This window comes from Desmonostoc vinosum (genome assembly GCF_059505385.1).
This window is the reverse complement of the sequence record NZ_JCACKM010000029.1, coordinates 1-21,600: the sequence shown is the minus strand read 5'-3', so window position 1 is coordinate 21,600 and position 21,600 is coordinate 1. Positions and strand designations below refer to the sequence as shown.

At 44.6% G+C, this 21,600-nt stretch carries 17 protein-coding genes and 2 tRNA genes; 9 read left to right on the top strand and 10 right to left on the bottom strand.

All coding sequences use genetic code 11. The features are described 5' to 3' along the window. Positions 1–120 precede the first annotated feature (120 nt). Together cofH and AC5JMF_RS04085 are read left to right on the top strand one after the other, a co-directional pair. Positions 121–1,269: a 7,8-didemethyl-8-hydroxy-5-deazariboflavin synthase subunit CofH gene (gene cofH, locus AC5JMF_RS04090; RefSeq protein WP_495794445.1), complete on the top strand. Its 1,149-nt coding sequence runs from the start codon at positions 121–123 to the stop codon at positions 1,267–1,269. A 290-nt stretch (positions 1,270–1,559) separates the two neighbouring features. Further along, positions 1,560–1,712, top strand: coding sequence for a hypothetical protein (locus tag AC5JMF_RS04085; protein WP_495794444.1), 153 nt, complete (start codon positions 1,560–1,562; stop codon positions 1,710–1,712). A gap of 284 nt (positions 1,713–1,996) precedes the next feature. On the opposite strand, the gene AC5JMF_RS04080 is transcribed toward AC5JMF_RS04085, so the two are convergent. Next, positions 1,997–7,768, bottom strand: coding sequence for a translocation/assembly module TamB domain-containing protein (locus AC5JMF_RS04080; RefSeq protein WP_495794443.1), 5,772 nt, complete (start codon positions 7,766–7,768; stop codon positions 1,997–1,999). Positions 7,769–8,033: 265 nt separating this feature from the next. On the opposite strand from AC5JMF_RS04080, the gene AC5JMF_RS04075 reads away from it, so the two are divergent. The 4 genes from AC5JMF_RS04075 to AC5JMF_RS04060 all read left to right on the top strand — a co-directional run bounded on the left by AC5JMF_RS04075 (position 8,034) and on the right by AC5JMF_RS04060 (position 10,729). Beyond that, entirely contained in the window at positions 8,034–8,465 is a 432-nt protein-coding gene (locus AC5JMF_RS04075) for a DUF3110 domain-containing protein (RefSeq protein WP_495794442.1), read from the top strand. 39 nt (positions 8,466–8,504) lie between these two features. Next, entirely contained in the window at positions 8,505–9,419 is a 915-nt protein-coding gene (gene murQ, locus AC5JMF_RS04070; protein ID WP_495794441.1) for an N-acetylmuramic acid 6-phosphate etherase, read from the top strand. 45 nt (positions 9,420–9,464) lie between these two features. Next, the gene (locus tag AC5JMF_RS04065; RefSeq protein ID WP_495794440.1) at positions 9,465–10,157 is read left to right on the top strand and encodes a Uma2 family endonuclease; all 693 of its coding nucleotides are present in this window, start codon (positions 9,465–9,467) and stop codon (positions 10,155–10,157) included. Positions 10,158–10,531: 374 nt separating this feature from the next. After that, on the top strand, positions 10,532–10,729 hold the full coding sequence (locus tag AC5JMF_RS04060) for a DUF2795 domain-containing protein (RefSeq protein ID WP_495794439.1): 198 nt from the start codon (positions 10,532–10,534) through the stop codon (positions 10,727–10,729). 41 nt (positions 10,730–10,770) lie between these two features. Here the strand turns inward: AC5JMF_RS04060 and AC5JMF_RS04055 are convergent, their stop codons facing one another. Together AC5JMF_RS04055 and moaC are read right to left on the bottom strand one after the other, a co-directional pair. Continuing rightward, entirely contained in the window at positions 10,771–10,932 is a 162-nt protein-coding gene (locus AC5JMF_RS04055) for a hypothetical protein (protein ID WP_495794438.1), read from the bottom strand. Between the two features lie 43 nt (positions 10,933–10,975). Continuing rightward, a complete protein-coding gene (moaC, locus tag AC5JMF_RS04050; RefSeq protein ID WP_495794475.1) occupies positions 10,976–11,494 on the bottom strand; it encodes a cyclic pyranopterin monophosphate synthase MoaC in 519 nt (172 codons plus the stop codon). A gap of 37 nt (positions 11,495–11,531) precedes the next feature. Here moaC and AC5JMF_RS04045 point away from each other — a divergent pair. Next, positions 11,532–11,605: transfer RNA gene (locus AC5JMF_RS04045), tRNA-Arg, on the top strand. A gap of 60 nt (positions 11,606–11,665) precedes the next feature. On the opposite strand, the gene AC5JMF_RS04040 is transcribed toward AC5JMF_RS04045, so the two are convergent. The 3 genes from AC5JMF_RS04040 to AC5JMF_RS04030 all read right to left on the bottom strand — a co-directional run bounded on the left by AC5JMF_RS04040 (position 11,666) and on the right by AC5JMF_RS04030 (position 14,686). Beyond that, entirely contained in the window at positions 11,666–12,898 is a 1,233-nt protein-coding gene (locus AC5JMF_RS04040; RefSeq protein WP_495794437.1) for an MFS transporter, read from the bottom strand. A gap of 76 nt (positions 12,899–12,974) precedes the next feature. Further along, positions 12,975–13,988 (bottom strand): glycosyltransferase family 2 protein, encoded by a 1,014-nt coding sequence (locus tag AC5JMF_RS04035; RefSeq protein ID WP_495794436.1) that lies wholly within the window; start codon positions 13,986–13,988, stop codon positions 12,975–12,977. Continuing rightward, positions 13,985–14,686, bottom strand: coding sequence for a C40 family peptidase (locus AC5JMF_RS04030; protein ID WP_495794435.1), 702 nt, complete (start codon positions 14,684–14,686; stop codon positions 13,985–13,987). The genes AC5JMF_RS04035 and AC5JMF_RS04030 overlap by 4 nt, the downstream gene beginning before the upstream one ends. A gap of 9 nt (positions 14,687–14,695) precedes the next feature. Here AC5JMF_RS04030 and AC5JMF_RS04025 point away from each other — a divergent pair, with 9 nt between their 5' ends. Together AC5JMF_RS04025 and AC5JMF_RS04020 are read left to right on the top strand one after the other, a co-directional pair. Then, complete coding sequence (locus tag AC5JMF_RS04025) at positions 14,696–15,634, top strand: serine hydrolase (protein WP_495794434.1); 939 nt, start codon at positions 14,696–14,698, stop codon at positions 15,632–15,634. A 359-nt stretch (positions 15,635–15,993) separates the two neighbouring features. Beyond that, a complete protein-coding gene (locus AC5JMF_RS04020) occupies positions 15,994–16,818 on the top strand; it encodes a hypothetical protein (RefSeq protein WP_495794433.1) in 825 nt (274 codons plus the stop codon). Between the two features lie 445 nt (positions 16,819–17,263). On the opposite strand, the gene AC5JMF_RS04015 is transcribed toward AC5JMF_RS04020, so the two are convergent. The 4 genes from AC5JMF_RS04015 to pds all read right to left on the bottom strand — a co-directional run bounded on the left by AC5JMF_RS04015 (position 17,264) and on the right by pds (position 21,348). Further along, entirely contained in the window at positions 17,264–18,574 is a 1,311-nt protein-coding gene (locus tag AC5JMF_RS04015) for an ABC transporter substrate-binding protein (RefSeq protein ID WP_495794432.1), read from the bottom strand. Between the two features lie 174 nt (positions 18,575–18,748). Then, positions 18,749–18,840: transfer RNA gene (locus AC5JMF_RS04010), tRNA-Ser, on the bottom strand. A 152-nt stretch (positions 18,841–18,992) separates the two neighbouring features. Beyond that, complete coding sequence (crtB, locus tag AC5JMF_RS04005) at positions 18,993–19,925, bottom strand: 15-cis-phytoene synthase CrtB (protein ID WP_495794431.1); 933 nt, start codon at positions 19,923–19,925, stop codon at positions 18,993–18,995. Beyond that, positions 19,909–21,348, bottom strand: coding sequence for a 15-cis-phytoene desaturase (gene pds, locus AC5JMF_RS04000; protein ID WP_495794430.1), 1,440 nt, complete (start codon positions 21,346–21,348; stop codon positions 19,909–19,911). Before pds ends, crtB begins: the two co-directional genes overlap by 17 nt. Between the last annotated feature and the right edge of the window lie 252 nt (positions 21,349–21,600).

Here is a 21,600-nt window from a genome sequence, read left to right as displayed (position 1 = left end):
GGTGCAAGATCTAAGTTGAGGAGCCACTGCCTTGCTCTGGTCGAGAGAGTTGTAGCAACTGCCGCGCAAAGACGCAAAATCATTTAGGATCTTTAATAGTGGTTTGTATTTAAATAAACTGTGGTTACTATAACTATTAATCATATTCTTGATCGTGCCTTGATGGGGTGTGATTTGATGCCCACAGAAGGGGTGGTGTTGTTAGAACAAACTGCTCCAGAGGCGATCGCCGCAATTCGCGCCACAGCTGACAAACTCCGCTACACTCAAGTTGGTGATCCAGTTACTTACGTAATTAATCGCAACATTAATTTTACTAATATTTGTGAGCAGCACTGTAGTTTTTGTGCTTTCCGGCGAGACGATGGCGCTAGTGGTGCATACTGGCTAGATTGGGCGCAAATCTTAGCGAAGGCAACAGATGCTGTGCAGCGGGGTGCAACAGAAATCTGTATGCAAGGAGGATTAAACCCACAAGCACAGCTCAATGGCAAATCCTTGCCTTATTATCTCAAGCTAGTAGAAACCATTAAGCAAGAATTTCCCCAGATACATTTACACGCTTTCTCTCCCCAGGAAGTGCAATTTATCGCCAGAATTGATGGACTGGAGTATGCTGATGTAATTGCTGCTTTGCGAGATGCCGGCGTTGGTTCAATGCCTGGGACAGCAGCAGAAGTGTTGAATGACGAAGTACGAAGGGTGCTGTGTCCAGAGAAAATTGACACAGCCACTTGGCTAGAGATTGTTAGCACAGCCCACAAATTGGGCTTACACACCACCAGTACCATGCTGTCTGGACATATTGAAACTTCCCAACAGCAAATCGAGCATTTAGAAAAATTGCGATCGCTACAAAAAACTGCCATCCAACGCGGATATCCAGCAGGTATTACTGAATTTATCTTATTACCCTTTGTTGGTCAAGAAGCGCCCAAACCCTTACGTCGTCGTGTGGGACGCGACCAACCAATTTTAGCTGATGCGCTGCTATTGGGGGCTGTGGCGCGGATTTTCTTAGGAAACTGGATACCCAACCATCAACAAAGTTGGGTTAAATTGGGGCTTACTGGTGCAGTAGAAGCCTTAAATTGGGGTTGTAACGACATCGGCGGTACATTGATGGAAGAACACATCACTACAATGGCGGGTGCTGTAGGTGGTACATGCATGGAAGTAGAAACCCTACAAACTGCGATCGCTTCCATAAAACGACCTTACCAACAACGTGATACTCTATATCAAATAATTGACCAAAACAGGGATTAGGGAGTAGGGAGTAGGGAGTAGGGAGTAGGGATACAAAAACATTAAAAACTGTCTTTTGTGGGTATAAAGCCCACTGTTAGGAAAAGATTTGTGCTGAGATTGCTTGCAACGAGGCACAATGCGTCCTTACTTCAATCCCACGCCTTAAGGCGTGGGTTCCCTACTCCCTACTCCCACATCACCACTCCCTCTGAAGAATTAAGTAAGATGTGATATTGAGCGATATTAGTTAGCTTAAACATAGCTACTACATCAAGGCAAAAAACACGAATAAAACACTACTAACAATTTTGATATTTGCGTTCTTAGTATTGTTCATCTTCTCTCCTTTTGCTGCCCTTGCTAGTTTAATGCTAGTGATTTTAGTTGCAGCAACTTTTTCATTACTAGCAAACATTCTCCAAGCAATTATCAGTGGCGACACCAATCCTAAGCAACCATAAAAAGGAACAGGGGAAACTAAATCATATCATGTCCGTTTAAAGACTTATGATTTGGCTGACGCGGAGATAGGGAGACGCGGAAGGGAGAAATTTTTATGATAAGTGATTAGCCGGACATGATATCACCTACACTTCGACTATGCTCAGTGACCACTTTATAAAAATATTTCTTCCCTACTCCCTACTCCCTACTCCCCACTCCCTATTTTTAAGGCAGCTGTGTCGTTCCACTACGCTACAATACAAGGATTCTTTCGTGTCACTTGCAAGCAAGTTTTCATAAATTAAAATCGCGTTTGATACTCAACTATGGCACGGCTGTCATCCTCTAAGTTAGTGGAAGCCCGGATGCGAAACTCATCATTAATGCGATAATTTATACCCCACTGAAAAGGGTCATTAGCTGTTAAAATCTTGATGCTAGACACAGATATTTTGGTAGAAATATCAACTCCTGCCTCTGCTGCCAATTCTATACTGGAATTACTCTTTCCTGCTTCGGGATTCTCCGAGATCACTGTGGGAAACACACGCAGTTCGCTTAAGCCAAAAGCGTTGCCAATCTGAGTAAAAGCTGTTTGAAAGTTATTAAATACAGCGGAACCTGCAATATTAATTAAACCCAAAGTACTGTCACCACGTCCTTGAGTGTCTACAAATCCACCACCCAACAGTGCCACAATTTCTGTTTCCCCACGTGAGGGACTGCTGGTTAGTTGGAGATTTTCGTTGAGTTTGCTGGCGGGGCCTTTGATATTGGCTTCGACGCGCACAGTCTCTAAAGCTGCTAACCCTGTAGAGGTTGTTCGGCTGAAATCGCTACTTTGAACTACGTCTAAGACCTTAGCAAATAACCGGATATCTAAATCGGGATCGCGGGGTTGATTAGCATTGGCTCTAAAGGTTGCGGTATGCTCATATCCACGAGCAAGGCTAAAGCGAGTGGTAAATAAATTTACGTCACCTTGCTGTAGTCGGATAGTACCATCGGGTATTGGGTCAGCAAAGGAACCATTAACTGTTAGGTTGCCAGTGGCACGGAAGCTAAGAATAGGCGGACGGGTAATTTGGACGTTTTTACCTAGTTCTAGTTGTAGTTGATTAAATCTAGCAACGGTATTTCCTAGTTCAGGTTTGCTCTGTTTATTAGCTTTTGTTGATAGATTGAGGCTGTTACTATTTGCAGCTTGATTGGTGTTGGTAGATTCTGCCAGTAACACCTTACCATCAAATAAATTTACTTTGCCGCCGACTTTAGGAGTAAGAGCGGAACCAGTAATCTGTAAATTGCCACTAGCACCTCCTTGGTAAAGTCCCTTGAGATTCAACACTAACTGATCGAGGCTAACAGTTAAAGGATTAGTGATGGCTGTTTCGTTGTCGAAAATAGGAATTTCGCCAGCGGCCTCTACCTTACCCCGGCTAAATCTGCCTTGAAGACCTGCTACCAAGATGCGGTCAAAATCAAACTGTACCTTACCTGTAACATCTTTGAGCTTCCCTGGTAAAGCTTGAGCTGAAAAAATAGCATTGTTGACTGTGATGATTCCGTTTACCTCCGGTCGCTGTTTCGTTCCGCGCACCTTCAAGTCCACTTGTCCTTTACCACCCTCGAAGGCTACTTGGTTATTTAACAAATTTAATAACGTCAATCCCTCATTTTCTACCTTCACATCAAGACTGATTTGCTCATTATCTGGTGTTACAGTCGCAAAAGGTAATTGATAGGGTATGCTACCAATAATATTTACCGGTTCTGGGCCAGCAACTGAGACATTACTACCAAAGTTCAAACGGCCATTAGCATAGCTGAAACTTGCTGTTGCTGATTTGATTGCTTTATTATTCAGTGTTCCTTCGGTGATTTGCAATTCACCTCTAGCTTGTGGATTAGCAACACTACCTGCTAACGCTGCTGTACCGTCAAGATTACCTGTAATGGGAACTGGCAGCTTGGCGAAATTATTTACTATCTCTAGGGGAAAATTATTCACCCGCAATTGACCAGACTGTTCATTACCACCAATGTTACCTGTGAAAGCCAGTAGTCTATTCTGTGACTCAATTCGTAAAGGTTGTAATCTCAAAACACCATTTTCAAAGTTGCCTTGAGCAATCACTTGATCAGCATTATAAAAACGACTGGGTTCTTCTTTTTTACCCCAGGTAAAGTTTTGACCATTAAAATTAAATTGCACTGCCAGTCCGTTGGCGGTAGCAGTATCTATAGATACTTCGCCGTTGAAGGTTCCTTTTAAGTATGCTAAGTCTGGTGCTGGCGAGGCTTCAAGTCGCTGTTGTTCTTGCTGTGCTAGTAGGGCGTCAATTTCAGCGAAGCGTTGGAGTTGATTCAACAGAGGCTGATTTTGTAATCCTTGAGAGTAGGTGTTTAAATCCGCTGCTGTACCGTAGGTTGGCTTGGCTGAACCGCGTTGAAAATCTTGTAATTCAAATATCTGTGCTACTGTCAAGACATCTTGGATGTTGCCTTGGTTGACGTTGAGTTTACCTTGCAATAGTGGCCCTTGTGAGGTTTGACCAAAATTACCCGCAAAGGCATAGCTACTGTTGCCTTTAACAAATTCGCTACTGGTGACGCTAGTTGTGCCATTGCCGTAGCGAAATTGAGCGGTTAAACGATCGCCTATGATCCGGCCAATTCGCGGCTTGGCGATCGCTAAATTCCCGTTAGCTGCTAATGTATTTTGATTAAAGATTAAGTCTCCTGTCAATAACCCAGCGACTCTACCAGTACCCAAACGCAGATTTGCAGGAGCAGTCAAATTTAATACTTGCAGAGGAAAATTTGCTACTTGCAGTGCCCAATTATCACCTTGGTTTTGACCTGTGGCTAATGCCTGTTGCCACTTGATTAAAAACGATTGGGGGCGATTATTGGCATCGAGGTTAAAGGCAAGGCGATCGCTTGTACCTGCTAAGTCTAAATTTAAACCACGTCCCTGTGCAGACTGGATAGTTCCACTTAACAATGGCTCAAAAGCGAAGTCTTGCACTACTAAGTTTCGTAACTGGATTTGCCCTGTGACATTTGGTAAAGGTAGCTTGCCAGTGATTTGACCGTTAAAATCTGCGTTCCCTGTCAACGCCAGCTGATTCGGCAAATTGATGGGTAACTGACGCAGATTGTAATTTTGGGCTTGGACGTTGAGATTTAGCGATGTAATTTCGGGAATGCCTGGTTGTTGGGCGTTGGCTAATATATCACCACTGACATTTAACCCTGGGGCAGTGGCTCGTTCAATAGATAGCTTTTCACCATTCCAAGCGATCGCAGCATTCAAAGGTCGCTCTACACCAGGTAGCCCTTGAGATAACTGTACCTGACCTGCGGCACGCACATCAGCTAATCTAGATGACCCCAGGATGCCAACCAGTTGCAGCTTACCACCAAACTGACCCCGCAATCGCTGATTTAACTGATTGAGTTGCACACCTGAAGCATCCACAATCGCTTGATAACGACCAGTAGCTAATTGGATGTTAGAAGCTGTGACTGTACCACCTGCAAGATTCAGATGTGCTTGACCACTGGCTTGAATGGTTTGCGGATTGAAAGCGCCAACTGTACCTGCAATGTTGAATTGACTAGTTAACCCACCTTGAAATTGCGGTGGTACTGCTGCCAATTGCTGTAAGGGTACGTTCTTTGTTTGGACTTGGGCTTGATAGCGACCATTTGCCAGTTGGATGTTGGAGGCTGTAATTATACCACCTCCAACCTGAATCTGTGCTTGTCCTTTGGCTTGGATGGTTTGCGGTCGGAAGGATTCAACAGACCCAGCCACGTTTGCTTGACCTGTTAATTTGCCTTGAAATTGTCGGGGAGTAGATGCTAATTCTTGGACATTAACGTTATTAGCTTTGAGTTGCGCTTGGAAGAAGCCATCTGCTACTTGGATATTTGCCGCTGTGAGTGTACCACCAGCGAATGCCAGACTGGCCTGGCCGTTACCACGCAGGGTTTTCAGGCTGAAATTATTTCTGTTACCTGCTACTTGGAATGTACCCGTCAATGGCTGACGTAAGGCTGGGGGAGATTGCTTGAATATCTGCGCTAGCCTCACGCCATTGGCCACTAATTTGGCCGAAAAGCTTTGGTCTTGTAGTTGGACATTGGAAATTGCAATTGTACCGCCAGCAACTTGTACTTTTGCGCCTTCGGTGCGAACTGTGGCTATTTGAAAAGGTGCTGAGGTTCCCAACAGAAGTAGACGACCGTTAAATCGCGCCCCTGCCAAGGAGACATTTTGCAATTGATTGGGGTTGATAAAGGGTGTTAATTTGACGCCAGAGACATTAGCAACGGCTTGCCAACGTTGATTGGCAAAACTGCCAAATCCCTGTACTACACCACCGCCGACATTGAGGGCGACATTGCGGAAATTGACAGTCCGATTTGGGGCGATCGCCACTTCACCTGTCCCAGGATAGGCTGCATTTGGGGCTTGCCATTTTACCACAGTTTGCACATTATTAGCAGCGCCAGTTAATTGAGCTGTCCCTGAGACATTGCCGATTGTAAAATTGGGTGCTGTGTTATAAAGTTTGGCGATCGCATCCCCAGGAACATTCTTGGCTGCAAAATTCAAATCCACGCGGGGAGCTTTACCAACTTGGATTGTACCAGCGCCTGTAATTTCACCACCAACCGTAGATATACCTTGAATCTCACTCAGTTTAATTACTGAAGCACTAGTAATAAAATTAAACTTACTACTGACACTCTTAAAATCAACTTTATCAATTCGTGCAGTTTTGATGGTAGTAACCGTACCAGAGAGAATCGGCTTAGTAGCTGGCCCCACCAGTTGTAAATCTGCTTTGACTTCTCCAACTGTCGGTAAAGGTAATTTGAATTTTAGCGTCTGGGCGGCTGTGGCCACGCTCACCGCATTGATTCGCCCTGCTAACTTATAGCCAGCTTGAGTATCAATAATGCCCGTAGCCGTAACGGGAACTTTGCCGTAGTTAGTAATAGCATTATCTAGCTGTAATTGCGTTCCCCAGAAGCGGATGTTTCCTTGGGAATTGCTCAACAGTTGTGGTAAACGGGGTATCTGAATAGTTACCCCTTGTAAATTCGCATTCCCAAATAACAAAGTTGGCTGCTTTGGTGTCAACCGGATTTGCAAGTCCCCATCTACTCGACCCGCCTGTAAACTCAGCGGTAACTTGATCAAGCGAGTAACATCAGAAGCCAGTAAACCTTGCCCTCGCACCTGTAAAGTACCTGCTAGTACCCTAGCAAGGGTTTCTCCTTGCACAGAGATATTACCACCCCTATCAGGTTGGCCTGCTACATCAAACTTAATCCGCTGGTTGTTATCTATCAGCTTAGCAGTGCCATTGACCACAGAAAAGGCTACTAAAGAAGAGGACGCGGAGACAGAAAGACGAGGGGACGAGGAGAATGAAAATTTCACCGCGTCCCCCTGTCCCCGCGTCCCCGCGTCTTCTTTAGTCCTCTTCTCGTCCCCGCGTCCCCGCGTCCCCGCGTCTTCTTTAGTCCTCTTCTGTGGCATTAATACCAACTTGCCATTGCGAAATCGCAGGTTATCTAAGTTGGTTTTAATGACGCCGCCTTTACCTTGTGGCGCTATTTTAGTAGTAATCCAGCGCCCTTGAGTATCCTGTTCAATATAAACATTAGGGTTAACTAAGGTGACATCTAGCTTCAGTTGGCGGTCAAAGATTAACAGCAATGGGTCAAAACCCACCTCTACTGATTCAACTACGGCTTGATCTGGATCTGTGGCTGTTGCGGGGATAGCCGAAGCCCCAAACCGCACTCCTGTAAGGGAAAATCCTGTCACTTTTCCCAGTTGTACCGGGCGGTTGAGCGTAGTCGTGAGACTTTTTTGTGCTAATGGCGTTAAATCTTTTTGGACAAAAGTCCATAATCGCCAAGCCCCAGTGACAATTCCTACTAGTAAAAAACCGCCCAAGGCAATACCACCACGGCTCAACACCAGCAACCATAGACGTTTGCGAACAGAGGAGGTAGATTGATGTTCTTGATTGGGAGATTTAATCATTGGCTTTTAGTGTATCAATTGCCGGATGTAGCTGGCACGCCACTAGCATAAACGGGCACATTATTTGCTGTGCCACCTCCAGGATACGTCAACAAAACCCAAGACCTCATCGGTTAAGTTGCGGCATTCGCTATCTTCCATATTTATGCTTAATAATATCGGCCCTCTCAGGAAATTCCGCAATCGAGTGAAAATTATTGCTGTGTCTTTCCCAGAAGTACAACCTAGAACTTTAATAAGAATAGATAGTTGAAAAAAAGGACAGATGACTATACCAATGCGTGTTTTTGTATTGATTTTTAATGCTCGCACGGAAAATGAGGGAATTCACACGATTCGGGTGGGCGATCGCAATAAAATTCTCATGTTTGAGTCAGAAGACGATGCCACGCGTTATGCTTTAATGCTGGAAGCCCAAGATTTTCCCTCACCTTCAATAGAGGCTATTGATCCAGAGGAAATCAAAGACTTTTGCGATAGTGCTGGCTATGAATGGGAAATTATTCCAGAAAACAGCACTTCTGTAGTCACTCCCCCAGAAATCAACGTAGAAGAAACCGACTGGCAACTAGAAGACCAAAAGGATGATCTTAATCAGGATACCTTCTCTATTGACCAAGTGCCACCAGCAGAAGAGTCAGAGTTTTCTGATTCGGAACTAGAAAAAATTCGTCGCAAATTAGAAGGATTATTGTAACTGGTTATTGGTCATTCAGTTGATAAGGACAAAGAAAAAATGACAAACTTGCAGGAACGCGGGCATCTTTTAACCGAGCAGGTAAATCCTGATAGCCTGAATTTAGACCAACTCAGTTCTGTAGAGTTGGTGGAGTTATTTAATAACGAAGACCAAAAAGCGGTGGCAGCGGTGGCGGCGGTAAAAGTTCAGCTGGCTAAAGCAATTGATGGTACCGCAGAACGTTTACACCATGGAGGACGCCTGTTTTATGTTGGTGCGGGGACAAGTGGGAGGTTGGGAGTATTGGATGCTGCTGAGTGCCCCCCAACTTTCTGTACACCTCCAGAATTGATACAGGGAATTATTGCTGGTGGTGCTGGTGCATTAGTACGCAGTTCTGAAGATTTAGAAGACTGTGCCGAAGATGGCGAAGCAGCGATCGCTCAACGACATATTACACAATTAGATGTAGTAGTTGGGATTACCGCTGGTGGGACAACGCCGTTTGTCTACGGTGCCCTCAACGCCGCCCGGCAACGGGGAGCAATGACTATTTTTATCGCCTGTGTTCCCGCTGAACAAGTCAGCTTTGATGCTGATGTGGACATTCGTATACTGACAGGGCCAGAAGTACTAGCAGGTTCAACTCGCCTCAAAGCGGGTACAGTCACCAAGCTAGCTTTAAATATCCTCTCCACAGGAGTGATGGTTAAGCTGGGCAAAGTTTACGGAAATCGGATGGTAGATGTAGCAGTTACCAATCAAAAATTACGCGATCGCGCTTTACGAATTCTACAAGACCTCACAGGTTTAAGTCGAGAAGCCGCTGGTTTTTTATTAGAAAATAGCGGTAAATGGGTCAAGTTAGCACTATTAATGCACTGGACTGGATTAGCAAAACAAGAAGGTGAAAAGCTTCTATCAGAGCATCAAGGTAATCTCAGGGCAGCTGTTGAGAGCTACAAACATTAAAATTTAAAGTAAGTATTCACTTGGAATTCTGAATTTAATTGCTTTATGAATGTCTTTGAGCAAACAGACTCCGACTTACTCTATCCTGACAGTGACGGCAAACCAATGTCAGAAAACACAGAACAGTATCGTTGGATTGTCCTAATCAAGGAGAATTTAGAGATTCTGTTTGCTAAAAATGACAATGTTTTGATTGCCGGAGATTTATTATGGTATCCCGTCCGTTCTCAGTTGATTACCCCAACAGCACCTGATGTAATGGTTATCTTTGGCAGACCAAAAGGTAGACGAGGTTCTTATCGTCAATGGCAAGAAGAAAATATCTCACCGCAAGTAGTTTTTGAAATTCTTTCTCCTAGTAACGACACTAAAGAAATGGAACGAAAGTTAGAATTTTATGATACTTACGGTGTCGAAGAATATTATTTATACAACCCAGAAAGCTTTCAATTAGATGGTTGGTGGCGACAAAATGACCATTTAACAAAGCTGTGGCAAATAGATGGCTGGGTTAGTCCCCGTTTAGGATGCCGTTTTGAAACTGGGTTAGGAGAGTTAGCAATTTATCGTCCAGATGGACAAAAATTTTTAACCTCGGTGGAACTCAATCAACGAGCTGAACAAGCTGAATTATTGTTGCAGCAAGAGCAACAAAGATCTGAGCATGAACGTCAACGGGCAGAACAGTTAGCAGCATATTTACGTAGCATTGGCGTTGATCCCGAAAACCTACCCTAGAAACTAGGGACAGTGGACAGTGGACTAGGGAAGATGAGGGGGGTGTGGTTCGACTTTGCGGTAATTGAATCTCGACTTCGCTCGATTACCGCGTAGCCGAAACTCACCAACCGAGGGATGAGGGAGATGAGAGACGCGGGGACGCGAGGACGCGGGGACGCGGAGAATAAATTAATGATTAATGACAATTCCCCATTCCCAATTCCCCATTCCCCATTCCCCATTCCCCATTCCCTAGTCCCTTTTGTCCAATGTTCATCAACCAAGTGGATGAGCTTTTATTTATCTATGGTTAAAAATGATTCATCTTTTTGATAGAGGGAAGGCATGTATCTCCTGGTGAAGATAAAAAAGACCTTCAAAGGTAGATAAAAATGGCCAAGGCAAATCCTATAGAAATACAAAAACACTTGAAAGGTGTTGACTATCCTGCCAGTAAACAAGAATTGATTAAGCACGCTAAAAAACACGGTGCTGATCAAAAAATTCTTTCTTTGTTAGAGCAATTGCCAGCAAATGAAGAATACGAAGGCCCAACCGCTCTTAACAAAGCCATCGGTGAGATTGAGTAAGCTGAAGTTCGTAGTAAGGACTTTAGTCCTTATTCTAAGCACTAGACTTCTTGCAAAAATACTTGAACCGTCAGAGACTCAAGTCTCTGCCTAATAGCAAAAGTCCGTTGAAACGGACTAAAAATACTGTTATTAGTCGGTTTCAACCGACTTGAGTTATCAGCCAGAAAATTTATTTTCTGGCGAGTATCCGACTTTTGCAAGAGGTCTACTAAAGTCCTTACTACCAACCTAGTAAACTTTTCCCTACTCCCCACTTCCCATTTTTAAAATAGAATAATCTCCCGATTTTCCGCCAATTTTGCTTACTAAACTAATTGATTCAATTTGAATAGACTTTTCTAAAGCTTTCGCCATATCATATAAAGTCAACGCTGCCACAGAAACAGCGGTTAAGGCTTCCATCTCTACACCAGTTTCGGCTTTGGTTTTAACTGTGGCATAAATTTGATAACCAGGTAGTTGAGGATCTGGTGTAATGTCAACTGTAATTTTTTGCAAAGGCAAGGGATGACATAAGGGAATCAAATTAGCAGTCTGTTTCGCTGCCATAATTCCAGCTAACCTGGCAGTTGCTAAGACATCACCTTTGGGAACATTGCCAGCAGCGATCGCTCCAAAGGTCGTCGCCAACATTCGCACTTTAGCAACTGCAACCGCTTCTCGGATTGTGGGCGCTTTGCCAGACACATCAACCATTTGTGCGTGTCCTTGATCATCAAGATGGGTTAAACTGGCAGAACTAGATAAAGAATTGTCTTGCATCATTTTATCGGAACATGCTATTATTGATTTCTTGTAAGGGCGTGTAGCTCAGTGGACTAGAGCACGTGGCTACGGACCACGGTGTCGGGGGTTCGAATCCCTCCTCGCCCGTATATTACTGCAAAGAGACGCGCAGCGACGCGTCTCTGTTACTTGTAACGTGGTACATGTCTACAATTTTTTTAACGAATATACATCTTGACCACGACCAAGGGCAAAACGCAAGGAATTAGGCAAATCTTTGCTGGATTGGGTTAGGAAGATAATTAGTGCCAGGAATGTCAAACCAGCACCGTAACCAAACATATTTCGATATCCGACTTGTTCAGCAATAGAACCCAAAAGTGGTGCGGCGATCGCAATACCAAGGTCAAATCCCGCGATGCACATGGCAAATATCCGCCCACGTTCTTGTGGTAGCGAGCGGTCTGCCATCATCGTAGTAATCATAGACATTAGCATACCACCACCACAACCCTCAATGATTGCAGCGATTAAAAAAGCGTTGGCACTATTGGCTAACCATAGCAACAGCGACGCCAAGCCATAACAGAATATCCCAAGAGTAATAAATAAACCACGACCCAAGCGATCGCTAGCTCGACCCGCAAACAGCCTTAAACTAAAACTGGAGAGGGCTGCTGCTGTAAAAAATAATCCAGCATTCAAATTTACCCCAGTTGACTTGATAAACAACGGTACAAAAGTATGTATAGCGCCAATCGTTAAACCCACTAACAGCATGACCACGGCTGGTACTCTCACCCGTGGACTAATCAAAATTTGCCAAAATTTATCATCATTCCCCTGGCTTTGCTGCTGTTTTTGTAGGGGTGGACTAATGATTTGTATAGTACTCAACAGGGCCACAAAACCTAATTCCGCAGCGATGAGAAATAAGAGTGCGTAACCTGTTGTATCTTCTAAATAACCTCCTAAAGCTGGGCCAATTGCCATACCAATGGGGCCCGTCAAACTCATATAACTAATAATTTCACCCCGATTTTCCACAGGGGCTAAGTCTGCTACTAAAGCACTGTAGCCAGTGGTAAAAGCCGCAAGGCTGACACCATGAAAAATTCGCACCAGCATCAACATTGGTAGTGATGTAAATATTAAATAACCAAAAGGGGCGATCGCCGCTACGGCCGCACCAATTAATAAAATTAGTTTACGGCCGCGTTGATCTGCCAACTTTCCCAACATGGGGCGAAATAACAACAAACCAATGGCAAAACCGCCCATCACAATCCCAATTTGCTGCTTGGTTGCGCCCACATCTTCGATGTAGAGTGGTAAAGTTGGTAAGAACGTAGTGACGCTCGACCAGAACAATAAACCTGCCGTAAATAATATCAGCAGGTTGTGCCGCAATGGGGCATCAAAGGTATGAAAAATTTTCAAGGTAGATGCAACTTAATGCTTAAGTGTGTTTGATTTAAACCCCGCCCTTAAAGGGCGAGGTCTTTATATTGTTACTTTATTTAACATTTTTTGCTACTACCTCTCGCACGCGATAGATAGGCCTTCCTTGAGATTCATGGTATGTACGCATGAGCAACTCTGCCAATAAACCAAAACAAAACAATTGCACTCCAGTTACCAGCAGCAGCACCGCCAAAATCAGCAAAGGGCGATTACCAATCATCTCACCCAAGACCAATTTGACAAAAGTCAAGTAAATTCCAATTATCCCGCCTGAAACCATCGAAATTAAGCCCAACAGCCCAAAAACATGCATCGGGCGTGTGAGGAACTTTTTCATAAACAAAATGGTTAACAAATCCATCAATACCCGGAAAGTTCGCGATAGTCCATACTTACTGCGACCAAAGCGGCGAGCGTGATGACGTACAGGCATTTCGGTAATTCTTGCCCCTTCAATATACGCCAAAGCAGGTAAAAATCGGTGTAGTTCCCCGTAAAGATTCATGTCTGCCACTAGCTCCGCCCGATAGGCTTTGAGCGAACAGCCATAGTCATGAATATCTACGCTAGTGGTACGGCGAATTAGCCAGTTGGCAATTTTAGAAGGTAGTAGCCGATTTAGCGCCCCATCTTGGCGATTTTGCCGCCAACCACTCACTAAATCATAACCCTCATCCAATTTTGCTAATAACATCGGGATATCTGCCGGGTCATTCTGGAGGTCAGCATCTAAAGTCACAATTGCCTTGCTGACTGCATAATTAAATCCAGCCGACATCGCCGCCGTTTGTCCATAATTACGCCGCAGAATCACCGCTTTTAAATCATCACGTACTTGCGCTTGTTGTTTAAGAAACTCAGCCGAACCATCGGTTGAACCATCATCTATACAAATGATTTCATAACTTAACTGAGTAGCTGATAAAGTAGAAGCGATCGCTTCTACCAACATTGGCAGACTTTCCACTTCATCACGCACCGGCACTACCACCGAAACATCAGGGATATTTGCTGAAGTTGCCCCATTCTCTGCATTCATCCCCTCAAAAACCAACCCACTCCTCATATACCTTCGTGTCCTCTGCGTTTTCCTGGTTCGTAACTCTTCACAACTCTACCAGCACCTCGCAGTTGCTGATAGTATGACCGACTAACCTCATCTCCCTGTTTTGAGAGTATGTCAATACCAATACCATTGCGTCCCTGTTCCTTGCCCGAACTGTGGATATAATAGCCATCTGCTAAATAAAGTCCTACATGCGTGGCTTTTTGGCTAGTTCCAAAAAATACTAAATCCCCAGCTGCCAACTCGGCAATTGCGACTGTTTGAGTAAAACCTTCCTGCTGATAGGCATCCCTAGGCAACCAAACACCTACTGCCACAAACGCCGCCTGCATCAACCCAGAACAATCATAATTTGGCCCGACTGTACCACCCCAGAGGTAATAATTAGTCTGTTGCATCGCTTTTTGAGTAAATTCGATCACCCCCAGTAGCAGTTTTTTAATCTGCGATCGCGAAAATGATTTAGCCTGATAAAGTACACTAGCAGGTTGTAGCGTACCCAAATCAGCAAAGGATACCCACCCTGGATAGTCATCTTCACACAAATGCACCTCAACCGCACAATCTCGATGATTTGATGTTACCCATAAATGTCGCCCAGATGCGGCTTGAGTTGCCAAGCGCACACACTCAGGAGAATCATAGATGTTCAGGTCTGCCAGACACTGATACTCAGCCGATTTTAAGTTAAAGGACATTATTCAAGAATGATTTTTTTTAATAAAGACGAACAACTCGAAAATCTTGGTAATGGAATTTTAGAGACAACATGGTCTGCATTTGGGATGTTAGCCCGTAACCAAATTGCACTGACATGGATTGTTTACGATCCGCCAGTCCTAGTCAATACTGGTGGTGCTTTAACTCCAGATGCTTTTTGGAACCATCACATACGTGGTTTTACTTATCGTGGATTTGAGCGAATTTATCCAGCGAGTGTGGTCAAATTATTCTATTTAGTAGCAGTTAACGAATGGCTAGAGAGAGGCATGGCTCAAACTTCCAAGGAATTAGAGCGTGCCCTGCGCGATATGATTGTCGAGTCTAGCAACGATGCCACTAGCCTAGTTGTAGATGTTCTCAGCGGCACAACCTCCGGCCCAGAATTACCAGCAGCGCCATTTGAAACATGGAAATATCAACGTCATATTATTAACCGCTATTACCAATCTTTAGGCTGGGAAGAAATGCAGACGATTAACGTCTGTCAAAAAACTTGGTGTGACGGCCCCTATGGTCGAGAACGGGCATTTTATGGAGAAATGCTCGACAATCGCAACATGGTAACAACAAATGCGATCGCCAAATTATTGCATAGTATTATCGGTGGGGTAGCGGTGTCAAGCGGGCGATCGCAAGCGATGATGGCTTTACTCAAACGCAGCCTCAAACCCGATGATTTACCCACAGATGTCGAAGAAGATCAGGTCACAGGTTTTCTAGGTGGTGGACTTCCTCAAGATAGCCAAATTTGGTCAAAAGCAGGTTGGACAAGTCAAGTTCGCCATGATGCAGCCTACATTGAGTTACCAAATCAGCGTCCCTACCTATTAGTAGTCTTTACCGAAGGCAAAGCACACGCTAAAAGTCGCGATATTTTGCCCTTCGTCTCCAAATTAATTGCCCAGGCAGTTAGTAATCTTTAATTCTCGTATACATAAGTTACTCAATATACAGTAAGTACAACAATTTTGTGCGCCACAAAAAGCAGCATTTGACGTAATTAAAAAGGTACGACTTACGCACACTCTCCGAATTCTTGGTGTTTTCGGCATCTTGGCGGTATCCTGCAAGAAGCCGCTTCTCTACAAGACGCTACGCGAATGTGTCTACAACAAATTAAACTTTTCGGCAATTCTTGTGTAATTCCCAAAAGAGCTATATACCTCAAAATAAAGATGCAAAAATCGATTTTTTGGTGCTAAATTTTGAGTATTGCCAGAATTTGTTGACCAAATCAACATAACCCTTTATTTATTGTGGCAATATTTTTTTAGGAGTGAATGTGAATACTATCTTTCCGCGTAAAGGTATTTTTTGGTTGCCAAGTTTAGCTGCTTTTGCAGTTCTTGGTACTGGCTTATCCGCAACTGCACAGACAGCAGACACAGTCAGCAGCCAGACTTTGACCGAATCTTCCGCAACCCTAGCGTCATTAGAAACTCAAAACCAAAATTTAGCGACTGAAACAACTGAACAATCTCCAGTAACCAAGATTACTGAAATTCAGCAGTTCCCCAGTGCTAATATCCAAGAAACTGCTAGCCGGACATTTACACCTGTTCCAGGAACAGTAGCAACTTCATCTGTAGCACTGACTTCTGAGTATCCACAACCCACTACTCAACCAACTGTTCAACCATCATCTGCACCAGAAGTAGCCCAAGCAGATATTGATATCGGTAGACCTACCCGTGGCGGTAGAAGCTATATCGGTGTTGCTGGTAACATTGGTATAGATGGTAATCAATCATCTTTAAGCGACGGTAACGTTGCAGTTATCAGTAAAGTCGGGCTGACAAATGCCCTATCGGTACGTCCGTCAGCAATCTTTGGAAACGAGACAACAATTCTTATTCCCCTCACCTACGATTTCACCTTACAACAAGCTGATCCCTTTAGCGAACCGCTAGCCATTGCGCCTTACGTAGGAGTGGGTGCAGCCATCAAAACTGGCGATAACTCAGAAGTAGGTGTTTTAGCATCAGGCGGCATCGATGTGCCTCTAAATGCTCAATTTACAGCAACTGCCGCAGTCAATGCTGGCTTTTTTGATGAAACTGATATTGGCTTGATGTTAGGTGTTGGTTATAACTTCACTGGTTTTTAAGTGTTGACTGTACTCAGTACTGTTCGATAATTAAGAGTTATGAGTTAGTTTTCACTCATAACTCTTAACTTTTTATCGAAAATTTGTAGTGGACTAACACCAATTCACGGAAATCCTGATAAGCTAATCTGCCTTTAACTTGCATAATCCTTTGCCTCAGAAAGACGCAAAGAGAAGTTGCGTGCGGGGGTTCCCCCCGTTGAGCAAACTTCGGAGGACGCGCTTAAGGGGAGACGCGGAGATGCAATTTGAATGATTATTAGCTTACAAATACAGAGACGCGCTATGGCGCGTCTCTACAAGATTTATGTGTATCGCCATTAATGTGAAATGGTATTAGCTGTGTTGTTACACTACGGCTATCGCACTATTTTAGTCTTGCCACGTCAGTAAGTTCAAACTTCGACGCCACTTATGGGCAGTCTTGTTTCGCCTTCCCCATTCCCTATTCCCCAGCTGATTTTGGTGTAACTTTGTCAATCGTTTTAATTTTGCCGTCGTCGCCTACTTGCCAAACATCGTAAACGCCGACAACATCACCATTGGCATCAACATCTACGTTACCACTCGCTCCCTGGTAGTTAATATCTTTACCTTCTTGGAGTAACTTGAGTCCCTCGCAGACATCGGTAACTTCTGTACCTGGTGCATTGGCAACTTCACGAATTTTGCTTGCTATCCCTGTACCTGTGTTTTCTTTAGCAGCTTGGGCTGATAGTACTAATAAAACAGCAGCGTCCCAGGCTTGGGGAGCAAATTCCCCTGGCGAACCACCCTTCTTAGATTGCCAGAGTTTTTTAAAAGCATCTAATGCTTTACCATCAGAACCAGGTACTGTCCCAATGACTCCAGAAGCAATGTATTTACCATCGCTACTTTTACCAACTTGACCGGGGAATTCGTCTGACTTCATTCCATCTGTCAGCATGACCTGTACACCTTTCACCAAATCTTGCTGATACGCAGATTTTAGCAGTAGGCTACCTGTCTCTACATAAAAAACACCAAGTACTGCATCTGGCTTCCCAGCAAAAGCGGCTGTAGCTTCAGTTTCAAAGGTAGTCGCTTTGGGGTCGTAGCGTACAGGATTGTTTTTGTTAACTATGGTTCCGCCCAATTTTTCAAAACCTTGGACAAATGCTTTTTCAAAACCGACGCCATAGTCATTGTTAATGACGACGGTGGAGACTCGCTTAAAGCCTTTTTTATTGGCAAGTTCGGCTAAAGCTGGGCCTTGGTAGCTATCAGGGGGAACTGTACGCGCCCAAAAGCCTTTGAAGTCGCCGTTTTTCGCTTTTTGGGTAAATACGGGGCTGGTGCTACCAGGTGAAATCAGCATCACCTTATTTTGGGCAGCAATTGAGACAGCAGCTGTGGAAACACTGCTAGCAAAGGAACCAACAACACCTGCAACTCTATCTACTGTTGCTAGCTTAGTCATACCAGCAGCACCGACTTTCGGGTCTGTTTGGTCGTCTACAAAAACTAAAGAAACAGGTTTACCGTTGACACCGCCGCAAGCGTTGACTGTTTCGACTAGCAAGGGAACAGAAGGTGCCATTTGCTGTCCAATGGAGGCTAAATCTCCTGTTGTTGGCAGCAAGGAACCAATTTTTAATCCTGCGGCACTACTGGCTGTGGTACCTGGGCTGGCTGTGTTTGCAGGCCCGCTTCCGGTATCCTCACAAGCCCCTACAAGAAACCCAGTTGCTATGGTAGCTAAACTCAGCGCTAAGGCAGCCCTAATTCTTGACATAGATTACTTTCACTCCTCTAATATTCAGGAGTCTGCAAGTAAGATTCAAACTAGATTTTTAGCTTAGCTTGATCTCAACAGACTCCAAAGGATAAATAATATCATCCTCCTCAGAGAGTGAAAGCACTTATCCCTGTATCAGAATTTATTCTTGGACGTAAGGGATGAAGAAAACGGAGAGGGAGGGATTCGAACCCTCGGTACGGAGTTGCCTGCCGTACAACAGATTAGCAATCTGCCGCTTTCGACCACTCAGCCACCTCTCCAGGGTCACGAATAGTTATATTAGCAGATTTTTATTGTTGGGTCAATAGTTCTTTGTCCTTTGTCGTCATAAATAACAAAGGACAAAGCGCAAAGTCTGAGCGCCGGCTTCCGACGCTCAGAACTTTGTAACAGAGGACAGAGGACTAATTTCTCATAGTACTTGCGATCGCATCCAAGCCACAGGCAAAGATGAGATTTTTTGCCACTGGGGTACGTAAGCACGCTGAGTGAATACGTTATAGTCGTTACGCTCAATGACTTTTAAAATTCCGCTGTAATGCATCAAAGCTGCCCAAACAGGCCAACGTGCATCAGTGGATAAGTAAGAAATTCCTTTTTCTGCTCTGGTATAAAACTGTCGTGCCCGTTTAATTTGAAAGTTCATTATGGAGCGCCAGCGGTCATCCACTACGCCTTTGAATAAGTCTTGTTCTGTGTAATTGAATTGCGCCAAATCTTCTAGAGGGATATAAATTCGCCCCCGCCGCGCATCTTCACCGACATCTCTGAGGATATTAGTTAATTGCTTGGCAATTCCCAAGGCAATTTCTTCTTCTGTGGGAACATAGCGCTGTTGTTCATTGTTCCACGGCGCTGTATTTCTGGTGTTGTCTAAACCCATGATTGCTGTTGACATCAAGCCGACAGTGCCAGCAACACGATAACAGTAGAGGTATAGTTCCTCAAAAGTTTCGTAACGACTGCGGTATAAGTCCATTCGCTGACCGGCAATCATATCGCGAAAAGGCTGAATGTCCAGCGGAAAGTTTTGAACGGTATCAGCCAAGGCGACATCGAAATTATCTACTGGATGCCCAGCAAAAATTGACTCTAGCTGCTGCTCCCATAAGTCTAGGGTTTCTGACGTGGTAAGAGCAGACGCGGGGCCGTCTACCAGTTCATCTGTACGGCGACACCAAGCATAAATTGCCCACACAGCAGGGCGTTTTTCTTTGCTCAGGAGCAAAGTGCTAAGGTAAAAGGTCGCGGAATACTTGGCTATAAGTTGCCGACAAAGTTTGTAGGACTCGTCTACAGAGACCAGCATTTTCATGCGCGGGGGGGAATCAAGCAGTTGCAGCATTCGTTGCAGGCGGTCGGGTGAGCGTTTGCAGGTTTAAGGCATTTGCTACTGGGGGCGCATCAACGATCGCCTGCGCTGTTAGCTTACCAGAAAGCACAGCTCCTTCCATACTGGCCAGATAGCGTTGCATGGTGAAATCCCCTGCCAGATAGAAGTTGGCGATGGGAGTTTTTTGTGAGGGACGGTATTGTTGACAACCAGGGGTCGCTTTATAAACTGAACGCGGCGTTTTCACTACATGATATTTTAATAATTTGGCTGGGTTGTCTCCCCCGAAGTGATCAGGAAAGAGTTTTTCTAATTCGGCAATAGTTGCAGCGACGATTTCCTCGTCGGATTTAGCAATCCAATCTTTTGCTGGGGCTAGGACTAGTTCTAGCATTGAGCGATCAGGGTTGGCGTATTCACGGCAAGTATTACTCATATCAGCATAAACGCTGAGCAGGGGCGATCGCGAAAATAACAGGTGATCGATTTGTGTAAGCTTCCGGTCAAACCACAAATGTAAGTTAATCACAGGTACGCCTGCGAGTCCTTCTAGCTTTTGGAAGAACTCCATCTGTTGCCAAGGCTGAGGAAGTAGAACTTTTAGCGGGTCAACTGGGATGGCGGACACGTATAGGTCAGCTGTGAAAACTTCGTCTGCTGCACTATTTAACCCCCGCAGTAAGAAGCCTTTGACTGTGCCGTCAGGGTTGAGCAAAATCTCTTTCAATGGGGCGTTTAAGCGAACTTCCCCACCACGTTCGGTGATGTAATCTACTAGGGGTTGGCATAATCTTTCTGTGGGCGAACCATCAAGAAATGCCATTTTTGAGCCGTTTTTTTCTTGAAGAAAGCGATTGAGGGCTGTCAGCAAGACAGTGGAGGAAATTTCTTCTGGGTTGATGAAGTTCAACGCTTTAGACATGGCGATGAAAACTTCTTTTTCCACTCTTGGGGGAATATTCTGCTTTTTCAGCCATTCCCGCCACGAGTATTTGTCCATTTCCTCTACGTACTTTTGCCCTTGAATCATTGCAGGCAACAACCCAATGCCAAAGCGAATTTTTTCGGGCCATGTCAGCATGTCGTTGTTTCGCAGAATTGCCACTATCCCGTTTAAAGGTGCTGGTATATCTGGAAAATCAAAGCGGCTGTAGGTTCCCGGTGCATTGGGCTGGTTGAAAATCATTGTGTGTTCTTTCCACTGCAATCTATCCTCAATATCCAGTTCTTTGAATAACTGCAATATATTGGGATATGCCCCAAAAAATATATGCAGACCGGTTTCATACCAATCTCCATCAGAGTCTTTCCAAGCTGCCACTTTGCCACCCAATACGTCACGGCGTTCTAAGACGATGGGTGTGTGACCCGCATCTATGAGATATTTCGCGCAGGAAAGCCCTGCTAAACCAGCACCGGCGATCGCTACTCGCATTTAAACCTACTGTTATTCAATATTTCTTAATGGTTTTGACCGTTCTCATTATACGTTGCAATCTGTTACATTTGGCGGCCGATGCGCGATCGCTTTGCTAAAAATCTTCTGGGTTGGGGAATGGAGGCAAGGGAGCAGCGGGCGGGGAGCAGGCTCTTATGGGTAGGTTTTTTAGATTTCGCGTTTTGGTTGACGCAGGGACGCGGGGACGCGGTGAGACAGCGAGTAAAGGAGGGTTTCCCTCCGCAGGCG

What these genes read in the sequence shown, in the direction of transcription:
- AC5JMF_RS04080 (WP_495794443.1), bottom strand. Translation starts at nt 7,768, where the DNA reads ATGATTAAATCTCCCAATCAAGAACATCAATCTACCTCCTCTGTTCGC.
- AC5JMF_RS04075 (WP_495794442.1), top strand. Translation starts at nt 8,034, where the DNA reads ATGACTATACCAATGCGTGTTTTTGTATTGATTTTTAATGCTCGCACG.
- murQ (WP_495794441.1), top strand. Translation starts at nt 8,505, where the DNA reads ATGACAAACTTGCAGGAACGCGGGCATCTTTTAACCGAGCAGGTAAAT.
- AC5JMF_RS04065 (WP_495794440.1), top strand. Translation starts at nt 9,465, where the DNA reads ATGAATGTCTTTGAGCAAACAGACTCCGACTTACTCTATCCTGACAGT.
- AC5JMF_RS04060 (WP_495794439.1), top strand. Translation starts at nt 10,532, where the DNA reads ATGGCCAAGGCAAATCCTATAGAAATACAAAAACACTTGAAAGGTGTT.
- moaC (WP_495794475.1), bottom strand. Translation starts at nt 11,494, where the DNA reads ATGCAAGACAATTCTTTATCTAGTTCTGCCAGTTTAACCCATCTTGAT.
- AC5JMF_RS04035 (WP_495794436.1), bottom strand. Translation starts at nt 13,988, where the DNA reads ATGAGGAGTGGGTTGGTTTTTGAGGGGATGAATGCAGAGAATGGGGCA.
- AC5JMF_RS04030 (WP_495794435.1), bottom strand. Translation starts at nt 14,686, where the DNA reads ATGTCCTTTAACTTAAAATCGGCTGAGTATCAGTGTCTGGCAGACCTG.
- AC5JMF_RS04025 (WP_495794434.1), top strand. Translation starts at nt 14,696, where the DNA reads ATGATTTTTTTTAATAAAGACGAACAACTCGAAAATCTTGGTAATGGA.
- AC5JMF_RS04015 (WP_495794432.1), bottom strand. Translation starts at nt 18,574, where the DNA reads ATGTCAAGAATTAGGGCTGCCTTAGCGCTGAGTTTAGCTACCATAGCA.
- crtB (WP_495794431.1), bottom strand. Translation starts at nt 19,925, where the DNA reads ATGCTGCAACTGCTTGATTCCCCCCCGCGCATGAAAATGCTGGTCTCT.
- pds (WP_495794430.1), bottom strand. Translation starts at nt 21,348, where the DNA reads ATGCGAGTAGCGATCGCCGGTGCTGGTTTAGCAGGGCTTTCCTGCGCG.